Origin of the sequence: Haloferax marinisediminis, assembly GCF_009674585.1 — an archaeon.
GTDB classification, from domain to species: Archaea; Halobacteriota; Halobacteria; order Halobacteriales; family Haloferacaceae; genus Haloferax; species Haloferax marinisediminis.
This window is the reverse complement of the sequence record NZ_WKJP01000001.1, coordinates 1097972-1114067: the sequence shown is the minus strand read 5'-3', so window position 1 is coordinate 1114067 and position 16096 is coordinate 1097972. Positions and strand designations below refer to the sequence as shown.

General features: G+C 60.6%; 17 protein-coding genes. 6 read left to right on the top strand and 11 right to left on the bottom strand.

The features are described from left to right. Positions 1–77: 77 nt before the first annotated feature. On the bottom strand, positions 78–1280 hold the full coding sequence (locus GJR98_RS05735; protein ID WP_151136348.1) for an MFS transporter: 1203 nt from the start codon (positions 1278–1280) through the stop codon (positions 78–80). 280 nt (positions 1281–1560) lie between these two features. Between GJR98_RS05735 and GJR98_RS05730 the strand changes: the two genes are divergently transcribed. The 3 genes from GJR98_RS05730 to GJR98_RS05720 all read left to right on the top strand — a co-directional run bounded on the left by GJR98_RS05730 (position 1561) and on the right by GJR98_RS05720 (position 4068). Further along, positions 1561–2553 (top strand): WD40/YVTN/BNR-like repeat-containing protein, encoded by a 993-nt coding sequence (locus GJR98_RS05730; RefSeq protein WP_151136346.1) that lies wholly within the window; start codon positions 1561–1563, stop codon positions 2551–2553. 49 nt (positions 2554–2602) lie between these two features. Next, positions 2603–3214 carry a GyrI-like domain-containing protein gene (locus tag GJR98_RS05725; RefSeq protein ID WP_151136344.1) on the top strand — a complete coding sequence of 204 codons (612 nt, stop codon included), beginning with the start codon at positions 2603–2605 and terminating at the stop codon, positions 3212–3214. A gap of 287 nt (positions 3215–3501) precedes the next feature. Then, the gene (locus tag GJR98_RS05720; protein ID WP_151136342.1) at positions 3502–4068 is read left to right on the top strand and encodes a hypothetical protein; all 567 of its coding nucleotides are present in this window, start codon (positions 3502–3504) and stop codon (positions 4066–4068) included. Between the two features lie 155 nt (positions 4069–4223). Here GJR98_RS05720 and GJR98_RS05715 read toward each other — a convergent pair whose 3' ends face one another. The 10 genes from GJR98_RS05715 to GJR98_RS05670 all read right to left on the bottom strand — a co-directional run bounded on the left by GJR98_RS05715 (position 4224) and on the right by GJR98_RS05670 (position 13156). After that, the gene (locus GJR98_RS05715) at positions 4224–4562 is read right to left on the bottom strand and encodes an AzlD domain-containing protein (protein WP_151136340.1); all 339 of its coding nucleotides are present in this window, start codon (positions 4560–4562) and stop codon (positions 4224–4226) included. Then, complete coding sequence (locus tag GJR98_RS05710; RefSeq protein ID WP_151136338.1) at positions 4563–5258, bottom strand: AzlC family ABC transporter permease; 696 nt, start codon at positions 5256–5258, stop codon at positions 4563–4565. It lies immediately after the preceding gene. 39 nt (positions 5259–5297) lie between these two features. Next, positions 5298–5762: a hypothetical protein gene (locus GJR98_RS05705; protein ID WP_154269707.1), complete on the bottom strand. Its 465-nt coding sequence runs from the start codon at positions 5760–5762 to the stop codon at positions 5298–5300. Beyond that, the gene (locus GJR98_RS05700) at positions 5759–6016 is read right to left on the bottom strand and encodes a hypothetical protein (protein WP_151136333.1); all 258 of its coding nucleotides are present in this window, start codon (positions 6014–6016) and stop codon (positions 5759–5761) included. The genes GJR98_RS05705 and GJR98_RS05700 overlap by 4 nt, the downstream gene beginning before the upstream one ends. 1 nt (position 6017) lies before the next feature. Beyond that, entirely contained in the window at positions 6018–6296 is a 279-nt protein-coding gene (locus GJR98_RS05695) for a ubiquitin-like small modifier protein 1 (protein ID WP_151136331.1), read from the bottom strand. A gap of 77 nt (positions 6297–6373) precedes the next feature. Further along, the gene (locus GJR98_RS05690) at positions 6374–6616 is read right to left on the bottom strand and encodes a HalOD1 output domain-containing protein (protein WP_225316414.1); all 243 of its coding nucleotides are present in this window, start codon (positions 6614–6616) and stop codon (positions 6374–6376) included. Between the two features lie 251 nt (positions 6617–6867). Then, positions 6868–8832, bottom strand: coding sequence for an archaea-specific SMC-related protein (locus GJR98_RS05685; protein WP_151136327.1), 1965 nt, complete (start codon positions 8830–8832; stop codon positions 6868–6870). 29 nt (positions 8833–8861) lie between these two features. Further along, the gene (gene rdfA / locus GJR98_RS05680; RefSeq protein ID WP_151136324.1) at positions 8862–9521 is read right to left on the bottom strand and encodes a rod-determining factor RdfA; all 660 of its coding nucleotides are present in this window, start codon (positions 9519–9521) and stop codon (positions 8862–8864) included. Between the two features lie 359 nt (positions 9522–9880). Beyond that, positions 9881–10924, bottom strand: coding sequence for a DUF1616 domain-containing protein (locus GJR98_RS05675; RefSeq protein WP_151136322.1), 1044 nt, complete (start codon positions 10922–10924; stop codon positions 9881–9883). A gap of 90 nt (positions 10925–11014) precedes the next feature. Continuing rightward, complete coding sequence (locus GJR98_RS05670) at positions 11015–13156, bottom strand: DUF4129 domain-containing protein (RefSeq protein WP_225316370.1); 2142 nt, start codon at positions 13154–13156, stop codon at positions 11015–11017. A gap of 102 nt (positions 13157–13258) precedes the next feature. Here GJR98_RS05670 and GJR98_RS05665 point away from each other — a divergent pair, with 102 nt between their 5' ends. From GJR98_RS05665 to GJR98_RS05655, 3 genes are read left to right on the top strand one after another with little or no spacing between them, the layout of a single operon-like run. Next, on the top strand, positions 13259–14677 hold the full coding sequence (locus GJR98_RS05665; RefSeq protein WP_151136320.1) for a DUF58 domain-containing protein: 1419 nt from the start codon (positions 13259–13261) through the stop codon (positions 14675–14677). 48 nt (positions 14678–14725) lie between these two features. Next, complete coding sequence (locus GJR98_RS05660) at positions 14726–15187, top strand: hypothetical protein (RefSeq protein WP_225316369.1); 462 nt, start codon at positions 14726–14728, stop codon at positions 15185–15187. Between the two features lie 47 nt (positions 15188–15234). Then, a complete protein-coding gene (locus GJR98_RS05655; protein WP_225316413.1) occupies positions 15235–16077 on the top strand; it encodes a hypothetical protein in 843 nt (280 codons plus the stop codon). Positions 16078–16096 lie beyond the last annotated feature (19 nt).

Genomic DNA, 16096 nt, shown 5'->3' with positions numbered 1-16096 from the left:
CCCCGAGAGGCGACGCCTCGACCACTCGTACTAGTACGACCCACCTTCAGCAGGCAACACGCTCTCGAACCCACTCGTCACCTCGTCGTGGGAACGAATACGACCAGCACGACGCCGACAATCGCCAACCCAGCTGCGAATCCAAACCCTGCGGTCCACGAGAGTTGGGCGATTAGCCACCCTCCGACGAGCGGTGCGACGAGGTTGCCAACCTGAGAAAACGTGAGCAGGACGGCCAGACTCGTCCCGTGCGTCGACGCATCAGCCACCGAATTCACGTACACGAGATAGAGACCGACTGCGAGGTTGACCGCGCCGCCTGTCAGACCCAACAAGATGGCGAACGTCGTGGGTGAGGGTGCGATACTTAACAGGTACAAGAACAGAATCGACGCCAGAAACGAGATGAGTATCACTGGCTGAAGCCGCCCGCCGAGTTTCTCCGAGAGCCATCCACCACCCGGCCGCGAAACGATTCCCGCGAGCGGTACCAAGGCTGTCGTCGCACCTGCTGCTGCCAGTTCGATGCCCAGGACTTCTGTCCCGTACGTCGGCATCCACGTGTTGAGAAACGTCCAGACGGCGTACGTACAGAAGCTAGCGGTCGAGATTATCAGAATCGTCGGATTCCGAAGGGCTGCGACGAACTGGTGGACGGTAACGCGGCTGTCCGCTTTGACCGGCTGTCTGAGGACGGTGACCGAGACGGCGAGGCCGAAGAGTGCAACGAGCGTGTAGACGAGTATCGCTGATTTCCATCCGTACAGCGCAGCGAGTCGGGGGCCACTGTACTGAGCCACAGCGACGCCGAACGGCGGACTCGCGATGAAAATACTGAGCCCGAGTGCTTCGAAGTTCTCTGGGAGGAGTCGACCGAGGATGTTCACGCTCCCGACGATGACGAAGACAGCACAGGCACCACTGACGAGTCGAGTTCCCAAGAACAGTGTGTACGAATCGACGAACAATCCCGTGAGGGATGCGAGGATGAAGAGTCCAGTCCCGAGAAACACCAGATAGCGGTTGTCGAACCGGTCGAGAAGATATCCCCCGGGAATCTGAAGCAGCGCCCACGTGAGAAACACGGCACTAATCGATGCGCTCGCGGCCGTTTTCCCAATCGAGAACGTATCCATGAACAGCGGAAGCACGCTTGCGGGCGCGATCGCGTAGGCGATGAAGCCAGCCGAGACGAGGAACAAACCACCGAGCGTTCCCCACGTCTGCCACCCAGTGACGGTCACAGTTCCCTGTCGTTCCCTGAGTTCTGGCTCAGCCATGTCGGCACCACTGAACCAGAACTGGGAGACGATTCTCAGCTTGAATCATCGCGCACCAGCTCGAGTAATCGTCGTCGTACCACCTCCCGGTAGTTCGGGATAGTCCCTCCCGACAGCCCTCGACGACGTTCGTATCGACGACTCTCTCCGTTACTGACAACATCCGCGCTCACCCCCACGATGCCGGACCACTGAGCGCTATCCACTAGTACGACTTCTCATATGTTAACTGTTATCTTATAACACGGCTAATACGTATGTAGATAGGACGGACCACCTGATGACCACGCGGAGTTTCATTTCGACGACCGGTACCGGTATTGCGCGACTGACTGCAGGGGGTGCAACCGCGACTGAGCATCTCGTCGGAGAAGACGTCTATTCACTCGCAACCGGGCCCGATGGAAGCGGACTCGTCCTCGCAGGAACGGAAGGCAACGGCATCTTCAGGTCGACCGACCGCGGCGTGACGTGGACGCACGGTGGACTCGACGGCCACAAGGTGATGGCGCTTGCCGTCGCACCGAGCGACCCGGAGCGGATATACGCAGGTGTGCGGCCAGCAGGCGTCTTCCGCTCCGACGACGGCGGTGTCACGTGGACGGAGTCCGAGTCGTTCCAGCACATCCGCGGTAGGCGAATGTGGCGCTCACCTGCGTCTGCACCCTTCACAGCGTACGTACAGGCGCTGGCAGTCTCGCCCCACGACCCGGACCTCGTCGTCGCAGGAATCGAGTTCGGAGCTGTCGTTCGCAGTGCCGACGGCGGGAAGACGTGGTCGAACCACCGTCGAAAGGCGATTCGTGATTGTCACTCGCTCGTCTGGCACGCCACGGATGGTGACTGCGTCTACGAAGGTGGTGCAGGCGTACCCCGGCAGCCGGGGGCACGAAGCACTAACGGCGGGAAGACGTGGCAAAAGTCTGGGAGCGGCTTCGGTCGAGGATACGGCTGGGCTGTCGCCGCCCACCCGGAAGCCACCCACGTCTGGTACGTCTCCGCCTCTACGGGACCGCTTGCAGCACACGGCGATGGTGATGCGAAGGCAGTCGTCTACCGGTACATCGGAGACGACTGGTCACGGCTCGATGGCATTTCGGGGAGATCGATGCCGTATGCACTTCTCACAGACTCGAAGCTGCCCGACTCCCTGTGGGCAGGCGTCGCTGACGGGTCGATTTGGTACTCGCCGAACCGTGGAGACGACTGGGAGGTTCTCGAAGGAGTTCTGCCAGCAGTGGAACGTGCGATGGTGATGCTCCCACCTGCGTGACACCGGTGCTCGCACGCTTATCTCCTCTTCAGTTCAACTAACTCACACGATGGAGTCGGTCGACTACAAGAAGGAACTGCGCGACCTGTACCGCCAGTCGAAGAACGAGGTCTCGCTCGTCGAGGTGCCGCCGCTCAACTACCTGATGATAGACGGCGAAGGCAACCCGAACACGTCGCCCGAATTCAGCGCGGCCGTCGAAACGTTGTATCCCTTTAGCTACGCTATTCGGTCCATCGTCAAAGACGAACAGGACCTGAAGTACGTCGTCATGCCGCTCGAAGGACTCTGGTGGGCCGACGATATGGACGCGTTCGAGGTGGGCAAGAAAGACGAGTGGAAGTGGACACTGTTGCAGATGCAACCGGACGTCGTGACCGAAGACATCGTGGAACGGGCGCGTGAGACCGTCGGCAAAAAGAAAGACCTGCCCGCGTTGTCGAGGGTACGGTACGAGTCACTCGACGAAGGACTCGCGGCACAGACGCTCCACGTCGGCCCGTATGCGGACGAAGGACCGACTGTCGAGCGAGTTCACGAGTTCATCGACGAACAGGGGTACAGTCGCCGTGGGGCACACCACGAAATCTACCTGAGCGACATGCGCCGGACCGACCCGGAGAAGTTGAAGACGATTGTTCGGCAACCGGCCACCGAGTAGTCGAACGGTGGTAACGTACGACTGAAGTCGGGAGACTGTCTCCTAAATATCATTATCGGCTCAAAGTGACTATTATGAATGATACCATATCTGTTTAAAAATTTATATTTGTACAGTGTGAATCGGTTCTACGGACAGCTATCTAACGATTTGCGACATATTGAGAAATTCATCTAATCTGTCCGACATTATTATAACAATTGAAAAACATCTCTCAAAAGCCCGGTTTGGGGCAGGAGAGAGACACGATGAGGCGAGAAAAACGGACGGTTCGACGACGGACAGTATTGAAAACACTTGGTGGTGCGGCAGTCGCGAGTACAGCGTTCGCAGCCCCGGCAGCGGCGGGGTTCGGAACTGGTGGCACGTGGCCGAGCACCAATACGCTGAACAAGAACAAACAGGCTCCCGGACGCGTGGGGCAGAACGCTCCGTACGTGGAAGTAGACGACGTTGGCCCCGGTGCAGTTACCCTGAACTTTGTCAATCAGGCACCGGGATTGGCGTACTTCGAATATCGAGCGGATGGTGAAGAGTTAGGCTCCGGAAATCACCCTGTCGTCAATGCCGATGGAGAGCACGATGTCGGTGGGAGCCCCCCTCGTGATTCAATCTATTCCGGTGTCGGAGTCCCTTCAGGGAATACCGAGACAAAAACCCTCGAAGCCAAGTACTACGTCGAGGTTCGATTAGCCCTCGGAGGCGAACGCGATTGGGACTTCGACTGGGTCCGATTCGACGTTGGTCAACCGGAGACGAAGGACGATTGCAAAAAGGGAGGGTGGGAAGACTACCACTTCAAAAACCAGGGACAGTGCGTCAGATACGTCGAGACGGGGAAAGACAGCCGATAACCCGTATCGACCGCAAACGCCCGTTCCACACCTGATTTTTCAGAATCGCGTTGTTCGTGAGTCGTCTGTAACGCAGTGAAGACAGTTAGGCACCGCACGGCTTCAGTCGTGGGGTCCACTTCCGTCTTCTGTGACCCGCGCGTGGCGTTTGAGAGTCAGACGACGAACCGGAGAATCCACAGCGTCAGCATGCCGACGGCGATGGTGACGACGACGCGTTCTGTGTACCACGCGGCAATCGCAGCGAAGATACCCGCGACGAGTCGTTCGTTCCCGAGCGAGAGTGAAATCGACCCATCGGGGACGATGATGGCGGGCAAGACGAGAGCTGCGAAGACGGCCGCTGGGACGTATTCGAGCGCCGACTGAACCTGCGGCGGCAGCTCGTCGATGCGGCCGAAGAGGTAGATGAACGACCCTCTGATAGAGAACGTGAGGACGCCGGCCACGACGATGACACCCCAGACAGTCACCGGGTCGTAATTCGTCGGCATCTACGCGTCACCCCCGAGTGATTCGACGGCAAGGCCGGCACCGACGCCGACGATGGCCGCGACCATGATATCGAGGTGGAAGGGAACGCCCGCGGCGACGACGGCGACAGCGACGAGGCCTCCGACGAGACCTGACGCTGCCGACGCACGGTCTTTCAGTGCGGGCACGAGGAGCGCGAGAAACACCAGTGGGGCGGCGAATTCGAAGCCCCACTCTGGTGGGAGTCCAGCGCCGAGGAACGCCCCCGCAATCGTGGAGAGCTGCCAGACGAACCACAGCGACGCTGCGACACCGAAGTAGTAGGCGAACCGGTCAGTCTCGCCGTCCCTCCCGTAGCGGGCGAGCGAGAGGGCGTACGCCTGGTCGGTGAGGAGGTACGATGCCACCGTCTTCGACCGAGCGGCGAACCCGCGGAAGTACGGGGCGATCGACGCCGAGTACATCATCATGCGGAGGTTGACGACGACGGCCGTCCCGATGACGATAGCGAGCGGCGCGTCGGCGCCCAGCAGTTCTATCATCGCAAGTTGAGAGGCACCGGCGAAGACGACAGTAGAGAATCCAATAGCGTGGAATATCGAGAGACCCTGCTCGATGGCGGCGACGCCCGCGACGAGGCCGAACGGCGCGATGCCGAGGTGAAGTGGCGCCGCATCCCGAATGCCGTCGAGTAAATCTGGAGGCAGTGATGGCATCTGTCGGAGACAGGAGGCCGCCCCCGAAATAGGCGTCTATCAGCGCGCGGATTGCCGCGGTCGGTCGGCACCGACGACGGCGACTTCGCGGATTTCGAGTGCCGTCTCGAACTCGTCGCGGCGGTCGGCCGTGGTTCCAATGCGACGGAGATGCTCGGTGTGGGCGCGACGAACGGCGTCGACCTCTCGGTGTGAGAACCCCAGTTCAGCGCCTTTCGTATCCCAGTGGCCGAGCGGAACGAAGTAGACGGCCGTGTCGTCAGTCTCGTGGACGCACTCGAATTCGCGGGCGTAGTCGTCGGCGTGGGTGTCGAGGTAGCCCTGTGCCCGGTCGAGAAGAACAGGGAGGAGACTCGCGGGGACGCTGGCTTTTGCGGCGGCGATCATGATGGCTGCTCCGTCGATGGCACCGCCTCGTGGGTCGTCTGCGTCCGCCTCGGCGTCGAGTCGGTCACGCAGGCGTTCGGGGTCGCGCCGCGAGTCGCCGTCGGTTCCCACGGTCAGCCCCCTGCGCGCATCGCCTTCTGAGCGAACGTGGGAATCAGTTCGTCGAGTACCTCTTCGTCTCCCTCGAAGGTCAGTTGGACCTCAGTGAGTTGGATAGTACTCGTGATGGTGACTTTCTCGGTGTCGATATCGACGGTCCAGTCGGGCCCGACGACGTGTGTCTCGCTTTCGGCCTCGCCACCGAGTCCTTCGAGGTAGTGAATGACGAGTCGCGTCGAGATGCCTCGAAACGCTCGCTCACGTTGCACCATCTCAGCCCCCTGCGACCGGGGGGAAGACGCTCATCGCGTCACCATCTTCGAGCGTGGTTTCGAGGCCGTCGAGGTGGACGACCTCACGGCCGTTCTTCAGGATGTTCACGTGCGGGCGGACCTCGCCGTCTTCGATGAGTTGCCCAGAGAGCCCATCGTACTCGGCTTCGAGCGAGCGAAGCACGTCACCGACGGTGGAGTCGTCGTCGACTCGCCAGTGGATGGTCTTTTGGCCCACCGCCTCACGAAACGTTGCGAAGAAGCGTAATTCGAGTTCCATACCACACTTCGGCGTCCACGAGACAAAAAGGTACGTCGCGGTGACGCATCGAACACACCGAAGACCGACGTACGAAGCTAGTCTGTGTGGTCGATAGATTCGCTGTCTGCAACTTCGATGGTACCGACTGTCGAGACGGTCACGACGAGTCCATCGTACTCGAATTCGAGTGACCCACTCGACAGTGCGGGAGCGGACGGCCGCTTCGTCCCGAACAGTGTGTTGAGCGCGTCGACGTCGGTGTACGCGGACAACGGCGGTAGCTCCGTCATCTCACAGTCTCTGTGTTCACTCGCGGCAACGAGTATTGCCTCCGAGATTGCCTCCGTTCGGTCGCAATCGTACCAGAGTCGTGTCTGTTCGTCCCCTGTGTCTTGACCTGCGTGTTGTATGCTAATATCACATCCCCCCGAATGTCGTTAGTACTGTATGTTCTGCCGATATGTTAAATCACTTGCGTACTAGCGGTATATTCCGGGTGGGGTTGAGTTCGTTGACAGAGGTGACCCGCTATACCCGTCGCTACGGGGTCAGATGGGCTGAAAAACGAGACTCGTGGAGAGCGAGACGCCTACGCAGACGACGAGGCTGCGTCGTCGCCCCACGTGACACGTTCGTAGGCCGAGTCGAGCGCCTGTGCGTCTTCGGGGAGCAGTGCCGCGACGAGGAACGACGGATACTGTTTGAAGTGGTCGACCAGCGCGGCGATTCGCGCGGAGTCGATGGCTTCGACCGAGTCGAGGAGCATGAACGGAACGTCTTCGTAGACTTCGTGGACGAGATAGCCGGCGAGAGCGAAGACGAGGCCGATTACCTCCCGTTCACTCTCTGAGAGGTGGTCTATCGTATCTTCGTAGACGGCCCCGGTGTCGGACTCCCTGACGATGTGCAGTTCGAACTGCGTCTTCATCACTTTCCGGCGGCCCTCACGGACGCGTCGTTCGACGCGCTCGAGCCAGACGCGCTCGATGTTTTCGTAGCCTAAGAGGTCGAGAACCGTCTCCATCTCCTCGTTGAACGCGTCGACGGCGGACGACGTGAGCGATTGAATGCGCGTGCGTGCCGCTTCGAGGTCGGCAGTCAGTTGCTCACGACGCGCTTCGAGTGCGTCGCGCTCGTCGAACTGCTCGGTTATCGACTCGATGTCGTCGTTCACCGACGCGAGTTGGTCACGTGTTCGGTCGAGAGAGAACTCGACCTCGTTCAGTTCTTTGTGGAGTTCGATGAGGTCACTTTCAGCCTGTCCGCGGAGGGTGGAGGCTTCGTCTTCCAACTGCTCGACGCGTTCGGCGAGTTCCTCACGGTTCGCCGTCAGCGAGTCGATCTGCTCGGTCCGTGTCTCGAGTTCGTCTTCGAGTCGGTCGAGTTTGTGCTGGACGTTCTGCCGACGGGTCTGTGCCTGTTTTGCGGCCCGAAGGTCGCTCTCGAGGTCGTCGAGTTCACGACGAAGGTCGGCGCGTCGCTCTCGCTTGTCGTCTCTGACGCCGCGCAGGCGGTTCGTCGTCTGTTCTATCTGGTCCGGGTCGACGTCCGTCCCACAGGTCCAACAGGTGATCGTCTCAGACGTGACGAGCTGGTCTGTGAGGGCGCCGTCGTCCGACACCTCTCCGAGTGACTCTTCGACCAGTCCTGCTTTGCCGTCCAGAACGTCGTTCGTGTACTGAATAACCGTCTGCAGGTCTGCGATCGTCGTGTTCAGTTCCTCGATCTGCGTCCGAATCTGGTCGATGCGTTCCGAGGCCGACTCGCGGTCGATGTCAGCCGCCTCGAACGAGTCCAGTTCGGCTTCGAGTTCGGACCGCTCTTCTCGGAGGGATTCGACGCTGTCGCGCTCGCTTTGCAGACGGAACCGAACGGTTTCGAGGTCCGACCGTGCGTCCTGGAGTTGGTCGAGGACGCTGTCCAGTTCGTCTTGGTTTTCGCGTTGTGCTTCGACGGTCTGGTCTTCTTCGTCGATACGATCTGCGAGTTCGTCGCGTTCTGCCTCCAGGTCGTCTATCTTCGCTTCCAACTCGTCCCGCCGCTTCTCGAGTGACCGCTCGTCGGCTTCGAGCGACGAGAGGGCGTCGAGTTTCTTCTCAGTCTGCTTGCGTTCGGTGTGGAGTCGGTCGATTTCTGCTTCGATGGCGTCCGTATCGACCGGCGTCATGATGACGTCGTGGAGGTCACGGTTGGTCACGACTGCCTGCCGTGCCTCGTTCGACGCGAGGAGGAACGCGAACAGGTCGGCAGTCGTCGTGTCTTGGAGATACGGGGTCCCGCTCGTGGCAACGCTCCCGCCTTTTCTCGTGAGAACGCGTGTGAAGGTTCGGCCGTCGAGTTCGAGTTCGACCGAACCCTCGTCGGCGTCGCCTTTGATACTCGCTGCGTCACTCCCGCACCCTGCCATGAGTGCGCGGAGGAACGACGTGCGGTTGGTCGCGTTACGTCCGGTGAGGACGGTGACGCCTGGAGAGAGCGTAACATCTCTGCTGTCGATTCCACCGATGTTTCGGATTCGAACTGTCGCTTGCTGAAGGGCCTCTGACGTACTCATTCGTGTTGTAATCTGGATTTAGTCGGTTGCTACTCGTCCACTGCGCCGTCGGTCGCCGTCGGGTCGCAGTTACAGTGCCCGGAGGAGAGCAACGCTGTTGGGGTCATTCGTGTCTCACAGTCTGTGCAGGTGACGCGGATATCGACGTCGACTTCGTACGAGCCGATGAACACCTCGTTCGCCTTGACGAGTCGGTCGATAACGTCGATGGTGACCGTCCGAAGGCGAGACCGAAGTTTCCGAATCGTACTGAGTCCAGACTCGACGGCAGTCTCGTCGTCGTCAGTAGACTCGCGTTCGACGTTGCGGTGTCGTTTCAGATAGTTGTACACCGACTGGTAGGAGATGATATCCGACTCAAGTTGGTCGACATCGACGCCCTTCTCACGAAGTGCGTTTCGTGCCGCAGTACGACTCCCAGCGGACACGTCGTCGCTCGTCAAGAGTCGATAGAAGTTGTCGGTTTCGCCATCGAGAACGTGAGCACCGGCCTCGTCGAGGGCGGCGTGGATAAGCCGCTTGTTGACGTCTGCTTCGAGTTCGCGGAGGCTCCGCTGCTCCTCACCGTCACCCAACCATGCAGCAACGAGGTCGTCGCCGAGGTCAGGAAGGCCGTATCGGTCGGCTATCCGCTCTATCTTGGGACCCCGACCACCACGACGGGAGACCTTGTTTCCTGAGTTGCGCATCCTGTCGATACACCCATTCGTTCGGCATGGAGTGTTGTAAACATTACTTGATGGCTATCAGAACTGATAAAATTAGAACACGAATATATTACATTGGACGTTGGACACATGGTCAGTCGTGAGCGGGGCTTTCCCAAATCCCGAGCTAGATGTGCTATCTTTCTTTGAACAACCATCTCGTAGACGTATTCAATAGTTACAGGAATATCGGCGCTTAGAGAGTAGATTCGAGAAGATACGGTACTTCAGATATATTTCTCAAATTGTCTCCTGAACTATTCGGTGAACCACAACTAGTGTTGTCTCTGACGTACACTCCTACACTCTCAGTTGGACCGCGTAAGCAACCCCACAGCGGACTAGGCAGTTGCAGTCGAATCGTCCCGAACGGTTACCCACAGGTGGACTTCACGGTACGCGTTCTCGGCGCTCGGGGACGCAGGAGGGGCGCCCTTGTACAACAGGTAGGTCAACCGAAGTCGCTCACCCGTCATCGTGGGGCGAATCTGGTGTTGCTGGTGCCACGTCTCGTTGTGAGCGAGCGTCGGTGAGAACGTCCGAAGGCGGTCTTGTTCGAGGACAGTCGTCGAATTGTTCTGCACTTCGACCCGCTGGAGCAACACGACCGTCGTGTAGTTCACCTGCTGGTGTTCCTGATTCCCGACACCGACGACGAGTGATGCAGGTTCTCCGCGAACGAGTTCTTCCGGATAGCCGTCTGCGACGAGTTCGCCGTCGTCGTTCTCTGTCAGCAAGTAGAGTTCGCTGAACGACTCACCGTCTTTGGGAACCGCGACTGCGTAGCCAACACTGCCCATTGCGAGGACGACACTCACCGCGAGGACGACGTTCAACATCGCGTCAGTGCGCGTGGCCGGTTCGAAGAGTTCCGACTTCCCGGCGGCGAGCCAGTCGTCGTACGGGACGATGAACCGCTCGTCTTCGGGCAGGGCGTTCCGACGTGATGCTGCTGCAGCGACTCCGACGAGCGTGAAGCCACTGACTGCGACGAGGATGGGGACGAGGCGGATTCCCCACGGCGTGAAGTTGAGCACGAGGCCGAGCAGCGGCACGACGGCGATGCTCGTCCCGAACGAGAGCGCGACGCGCTCGATCCCGTCGATTCCCGCGTCGTCGTCGAGGCTACCGAGTGTTTCGTCCGTGTCGTCACCCTCGTGTGGGGCAGGTCCGCGTTCGGGGAAGAGCGCGGCGATGAGTGCGTACCCTGGGACGAACAGGACGAACGGGAGTCCAACGACGACCCGGAGTGGCGTCTGGTCGAGACCGGGGGTGAGCGTCGCCAGTAAGGTGAGCACGACCATCGCGACGACGGCGGCGAGGTCGGCTGGGAGGGTGCGTATCGGCTCGGGGAGATAGAGCCGCCAATCAGAGCGCTCCGACATCTATCTGGGCATGCGAGAAGCGTGCACAAAAATCAGTTGGTCAACAGCCACGATTGGGAGACTCGTCTCTCACGTCGGCGACGCTCCGCGTTACGGCGCTTCCGTGGCGTCGACCAGCGCTTCTGCAGTGTCGACCAGCGCTTCTGCCTCGTCGGTGTCGACAGTACGCCCACTGTACGCTGCCGTCTCGTACCCGGCAGTGAGTGTTGTGAGTGCGTCTGCATCGCCGACGCCAGCCTCTGCGCACTGTTCGGAGAACTCCCAGTGGGTCGCCGAGTCGTCGATGTCAGCGACTGACGCCAACGAGTGTCGCATGCCAGTGTATGCGACGACGACAGCATCGTTCGGGTTCCCTGCCGAGAGAAGTTCTCTGGCGGATGTGAGCGCATTTGTCGCGATAGATTCGGTAGACGGGGGTGTCTCTGTATCCACTCCCTCATCACTCGGAGACGGCGAGTCAGTTTCGACCACCTCGGTAGTGTCATCCGTTCGCCGTCGCAGGAGAACCACTGTCGCGAGACCGACGAGGCCGGCCCCAGCGACGACCCAGAGGGCGTCCAGCAGCGCAAACGGAAGCGAACCTTCCTCTGCTGTCCCGTTGCCGCTCGCACCACCAGCAGTGGAGTGTTGGACAGCCACCGTCGTCGACGTCGATTCGAGGTTTGTGTCGTCGCCATCGAACACGACTGTGACCGTCGCATTCTCTGTGGACACGTCCGCAGGGCGTTCGATTGTCGTCCGGTAGGCACCCGACGCACCAGTCGTCGTCTCGACTGTTCGGGTCCCGACCCGGACCGTGAGCGGTTGGTCGCTGACGGCGTCGCCGTCTTCCGTCGTGAGGGCACCCTCGACGACGACCGTCTGCCCTTCGGACGTCTGAGCAGTCGCGTCGAGGCTGGTCTGTTCACTCGTGATGCGAACCTGCTCCGTCACAGGGGTGAAGCTGACCGCGCGGGTGGTGCTGTCGGGCGCAACTCGAATCGTCACGTCTCCAACGGACGCCGATGCAGGAACCGTTCCGTCGAGCGTCGCCCGCCCCGTTTCGGCAGTTGCACTGGACGAGAGCCGGGTGCGACCGAGCGATGCAGTCACCGGGAACTGTTCGACTGGCGACCCGTCGACGAGAAGCAGCACGTCGACAGCGAGTGAGTCAGCGTAGCCGTACGTCGAATTCGTCGGGACAGCAATCTCTGCTGTCGCGTCGACTTGCGTGATCGACACTGGAAGCCCCCGCTGTGTCGGCCGATACACTGAGCTATTCACAGGCTGATACCGAAGCGTCAGATTCGACGCGTTCGCTGGCACGCGCGTTGGTCGGTAGGTGAACGTGAACGACCCATCCGAATCGATGGGCGCTCGAATCGTCTGCTCGCCAATCGTGAACCGAGCATCGGTCGTCTCGACTGGCGTTCCGTTCGCTGTTTCGAGCGTCCCTGACACGAACAGTGGGTCAGTAAACGAGATATTCCGGTCGTACGGTTCGACCGTGATGCGAGTATCGGTGAACTCCAGCGCGACGATTTCGTCGCGTTGGTCGGAGATGTTCGCCTGAATCGACTCGAGTTGTGCCTGACTCTCCGAGAGGTCGCTTCCAGTCTCGTTCGAGATTGTCGCGAACGTGGTCACGAGTGTGGCCGTTTGTGTCTCTCCTTCGTCGGCCAGTTGCGTTAGCTTCCGTGCGAGTTCACGAGCACGCGCGTCGTTGCCAGCCTGTTTGGCCGCTCGGTAGGCACGCTGTGTTTCACGGAACTCCTGGACCGTGTCGACGTACTCTCGTTGTGTCTCTTGGACCGTCTCGTACTGATCGCCGGCACCCTCTTCGTCGGTCTCGCCTTGCACGTCGACGTACTTGCCGAGCGAGGTCGAGTAGTCGTCACCGAGTGCCGCTTTGGCCGCGTCGTACTGCCCCTGACTGAGTTGGAGCGTACTCGTGCCAATGTTCGAGTTCATTCGCCCAGAGAGGTACGAAAGGAGACGGTCGAGTTCGTTCTCGTCGTCCACTTCGTCGGGGTTCTCGTGGAGGACGTCGCTACTGTTGTTGGTGGAGTTTTCAGGGGTGGTCTGTTGTTGCAGCGGGTACGGTGCCCCCGGTGCCGTAAGCTTCGGCGCGTCGCTGTCGTCTGTCTCAACTCCACTGTCGGTTGGAGCGGCAACGACGGGGGCAGAAACAGCACTCAGCAGTACGAGTATCGTACACAAGAGTCGACCAATCGTCCCCCAGTCTCCACGCACTAATCGTAGCGAAACATGCCACCGTAATGGGTTTTCGCATTCGAACGAATCGAGGATATCGAACACAAACATTCAATTGTAGTGCCACAAATCACTCGCACGATGGTACCGACCCGTCGGTGGGCGCTGCTCGCCGGGACTGCGTGTTTTTTCGCCGTCTTCGCCGTCGTTCTCGGCGAACCAGTTTCACTGTTCGCTGCGGGTGGGCTCACCGCGTGGCTTCTCGTCGCGCAACTCGACGCGCTCCGGACGATGACGACCGCTTCTGAAACTCTCTCGACGACTGTCTCGGTCGACCCGTCGGCCGTATCTGTCGGCGACCGAGCCGCAGTCACCGTGCGCGCGTCGCTCTCCTCGCCACTGGACGCCCCGCTCGACGTGGCGTTCGTCGCCCCACCGAGTGTCGACGTCTCCTCGGACGAGCATCGGCGTGTCACGCTCGAACCGGGTGAGACCGCTGGGTCGGCGACGTGTAGTGTGTCGTTTCCAATTGCTGGGCGCATCGCGTTCGAGAGTATCCGTGTTACCCTCCACGACCGGATGGGATACTTCACAGAGACGGTGACGATCGAGACCGACGCCGCCTGTCTCGTCGAGTCGCCCGCACCCAACGGAATCCACGTTGGACAAGGTGGAGAACGGTCCGGTGCGATATTTGGCGAGCACTCGAGCGACCAGACTGGACCGGGGTTGGTCACCCGCGATACCCGGCAGTACCTCCCGGGCGACACCCTCTCGCAAATCGACTGGAAGACGACTGCGCGGATGAACCACCCACACATCCGCGAGTTCGAGTCGGAGTCTGACTACCTCCTCTCGCTGGTCGTCGACGTCGGGTCACACATGAACAGAGGCCCCGACGGGCGGACGATGTTCGCGTACGGACGCGAGGTCGCACTCGGCCTCGTGCAGGCAGCGGAGGCGTACAACGACCCACTCTCGACCCGACTCGTCGCCGACGAGGGAACAGTATGGGAGTTCGGCCCATCGTCTTCGTCGAACGCGTATCAGACGGTTCGGCGGAAACTGCTGGCGTACACGCCGGCCACGGGAACGGCCCGGATGGCAGAATCGTCTACCCCGATTGCGCCGACTGACGCGCTCGCCCGAGGCGCTGCACTCGAAGGCGACGACTCGGCGTTCGCGCGCACGCTCCGACCATATCTGACGGAGTCGACGTCGTACGTCTCCCGTGTCGTCGACAAACCACTGTTCGATGCGGTCAAGACGGCGTGTAGCCGTGTCGACCGCGACGACCACCTCGTTCTCGTCACCGACGATTCGTCGAAAGCCGAGACGTACGAAGCAGTCGTCGTCGCCGCACAACGCAGCAGTCGAACGACGGTCTTTCTCACACCGAACGTGCTGTTCGACGAGGGGCCAGCCGACCGCAACGGGTTCATCGAGTTCGAAGAGTTCCGAAAACGCCTCGACCGCCTCCCGACTGTCACTGCCTACGAAGTCGGACCGAAGACCGCAGTCGAGAGTGCGACGGCCAGTGTGGCCACGTCTGCCGAATGATACCCGAGTGAGACTCTAATGAAACGAACTATGCCGACTATTCGAGGTGTGCTGAATTCGAACGAGCTGTCGCTACTGGATGGGCTCGGTGTCTGTCTCTTTACCGCCGCAGCCGCCTTCACGCACGGCGTCGCAGGTGTCCTCGCAGGGGCGGTCATCCTCGCGGTTGCCACCGTGACGACCGGTCCCGCGGCGTTCGTCGCCGCCCACCTACTGGTCATCACCGTCCTTCCACAGACAGGGATGGCAGCGCTCGCCGTGACACAGGCCGCTGTCTTCCCGCTGCTCGTGAGTGGTGCCAGTTCGTGGCCGCCGTCCCGTCGTCGACTCGCTCTGCTGGCGGGGACGTACGTCGCCAGTCTCGGCGTCGTATGGGTGCTCGTCTCCAACCTGCGATGGGTCTGGCAGTCCGCTGTGTTGTTCGTCGTCGCCGCTGCAACCATCTCCTATGCGATTCACCGATACGAACGCGTCACACTCGGCCTCGTGAACGGGGAGGCGAGCCAATGAGTCTCGACGAACTCGACGGGCACGTGAAGGGGCGAAGGCAGACAGAGATGAACGAGAGCAGTGGGGCCACCGAGACAGACGAGGTTACCCAACTCCGACGCGAGAACGCCCAACTCAGACAACGCTACGCTGACCTCCGACAGCACCAATATCGGCGCACGTCGGCCGCCCTCTTTGCGCTAGGCGTCGCTGGCGTCGTGGGTGCGGCGCTCGTTCCACCAGTTCGAGAGACGCTCGTCGTCCTCGGCGCAATTGGGCTGTTTTCCGCCGCAGTCACCCGCTATCTGAGCCCAGAACGGTTCATCCCCGTGGGTGTGGGGTCGTCAGTGTTCGAACCCCACGCGACGAATCACAGCGCACTCGTCGACGAACTCGGCTTGCAAGACACGCGTGTGTACGTTCCAGACCGTGAACGCGAGACCGTCCGTCTGTTCGTCCCCGAGAACCGCGCCTACACGATTCCCGATTCAGACACACTCCGTGATACCTTCGTGATTACCGACGACGAGACCCAACGCGGTGTTGCGCTCTCTCCAAGTGGCAGTGGCCTCGTCGACGAGTTCGAACAGAGTCGTGACGGGCCACTCGGTGACGACCCGACGACGCTCGCCCAGCAAGCGACCGACGCACTCGTGGAGTTGTTCGAACTCGTGGACACGAGCGATGCAGAAGTCGACCACGACGATCGACGACTGACGGTCCGAGTCGAGAACTGTCGATTCGCGACTGGCGAGACGTTCGATACACCCGTCGCCTCGTTCCTCGCCGTGACGATGGCTCGGGGGCTCGACGTCCCAGTCTCCGTCGAAGTCACACCAGGTGAGGGCACTGACTTCGCAGTCACCTGTCGCTGGGAGCCAACTGACCTTCCTGAAGAACCTGAAGTCTAACTCTCCGCGCTGAACCCCT

Bases quoted from the DNA above. Each gene is read 5' to 3' on its own strand.
- GJR98_RS05695 (WP_151136331.1), bottom strand. From the start codon at position 6,296: ATGGAACTCGAATTACGCTTCTTCGCAACGTTTCGTGAGGCGGTGGGC.
- GJR98_RS05675 (WP_151136322.1), bottom strand. From the start codon at position 10,924: ATGTCGGAGCGCTCTGATTGGCGGCTCTATCTCCCCGAGCCGATACGC.
- GJR98_RS05665 (WP_151136320.1), top strand. From the start codon at position 13,259: ATGGTACCGACCCGTCGGTGGGCGCTGCTCGCCGGGACTGCGTGTTTT.
- rdfA (WP_151136324.1), bottom strand. From the start codon at position 9,521: ATGCGCAACTCAGGAAACAAGGTCTCCCGTCGTGGTGGTCGGGGTCCC.
- GJR98_RS05715 (WP_151136340.1), bottom strand. From the start codon at position 4,562: ATGCCGACGAATTACGACCCGGTGACTGTCTGGGGTGTCATCGTCGTG.
- GJR98_RS05730 (WP_151136346.1), top strand. From the start codon at position 1,561: ATGACCACGCGGAGTTTCATTTCGACGACCGGTACCGGTATTGCGCGA.
- GJR98_RS05700 (WP_151136333.1), bottom strand. From the start codon at position 6,016: ATGGTGCAACGTGAGCGAGCGTTTCGAGGCATCTCGACGCGACTCGTC.
- GJR98_RS05655 (WP_225316413.1), top strand. From the start codon at position 15,235: ATGAACGAGAGCAGTGGGGCCACCGAGACAGACGAGGTTACCCAACTC.
- GJR98_RS05725 (WP_151136344.1), top strand. From the start codon at position 2,603: ATGGAGTCGGTCGACTACAAGAAGGAACTGCGCGACCTGTACCGCCAG.
- GJR98_RS05710 (WP_151136338.1), bottom strand. From the start codon at position 5,258: ATGCCATCACTGCCTCCAGATTTACTCGACGGCATTCGGGATGCGGCG.
- GJR98_RS05735 (WP_151136348.1), bottom strand. From the start codon at position 1,280: ATGGCTGAGCCAGAACTCAGGGAACGACAGGGAACTGTGACCGTCACT.
- GJR98_RS05685 (WP_151136327.1), bottom strand. From the start codon at position 8,832: ATGAGTACGTCAGAGGCCCTTCAGCAAGCGACAGTTCGAATCCGAAAC.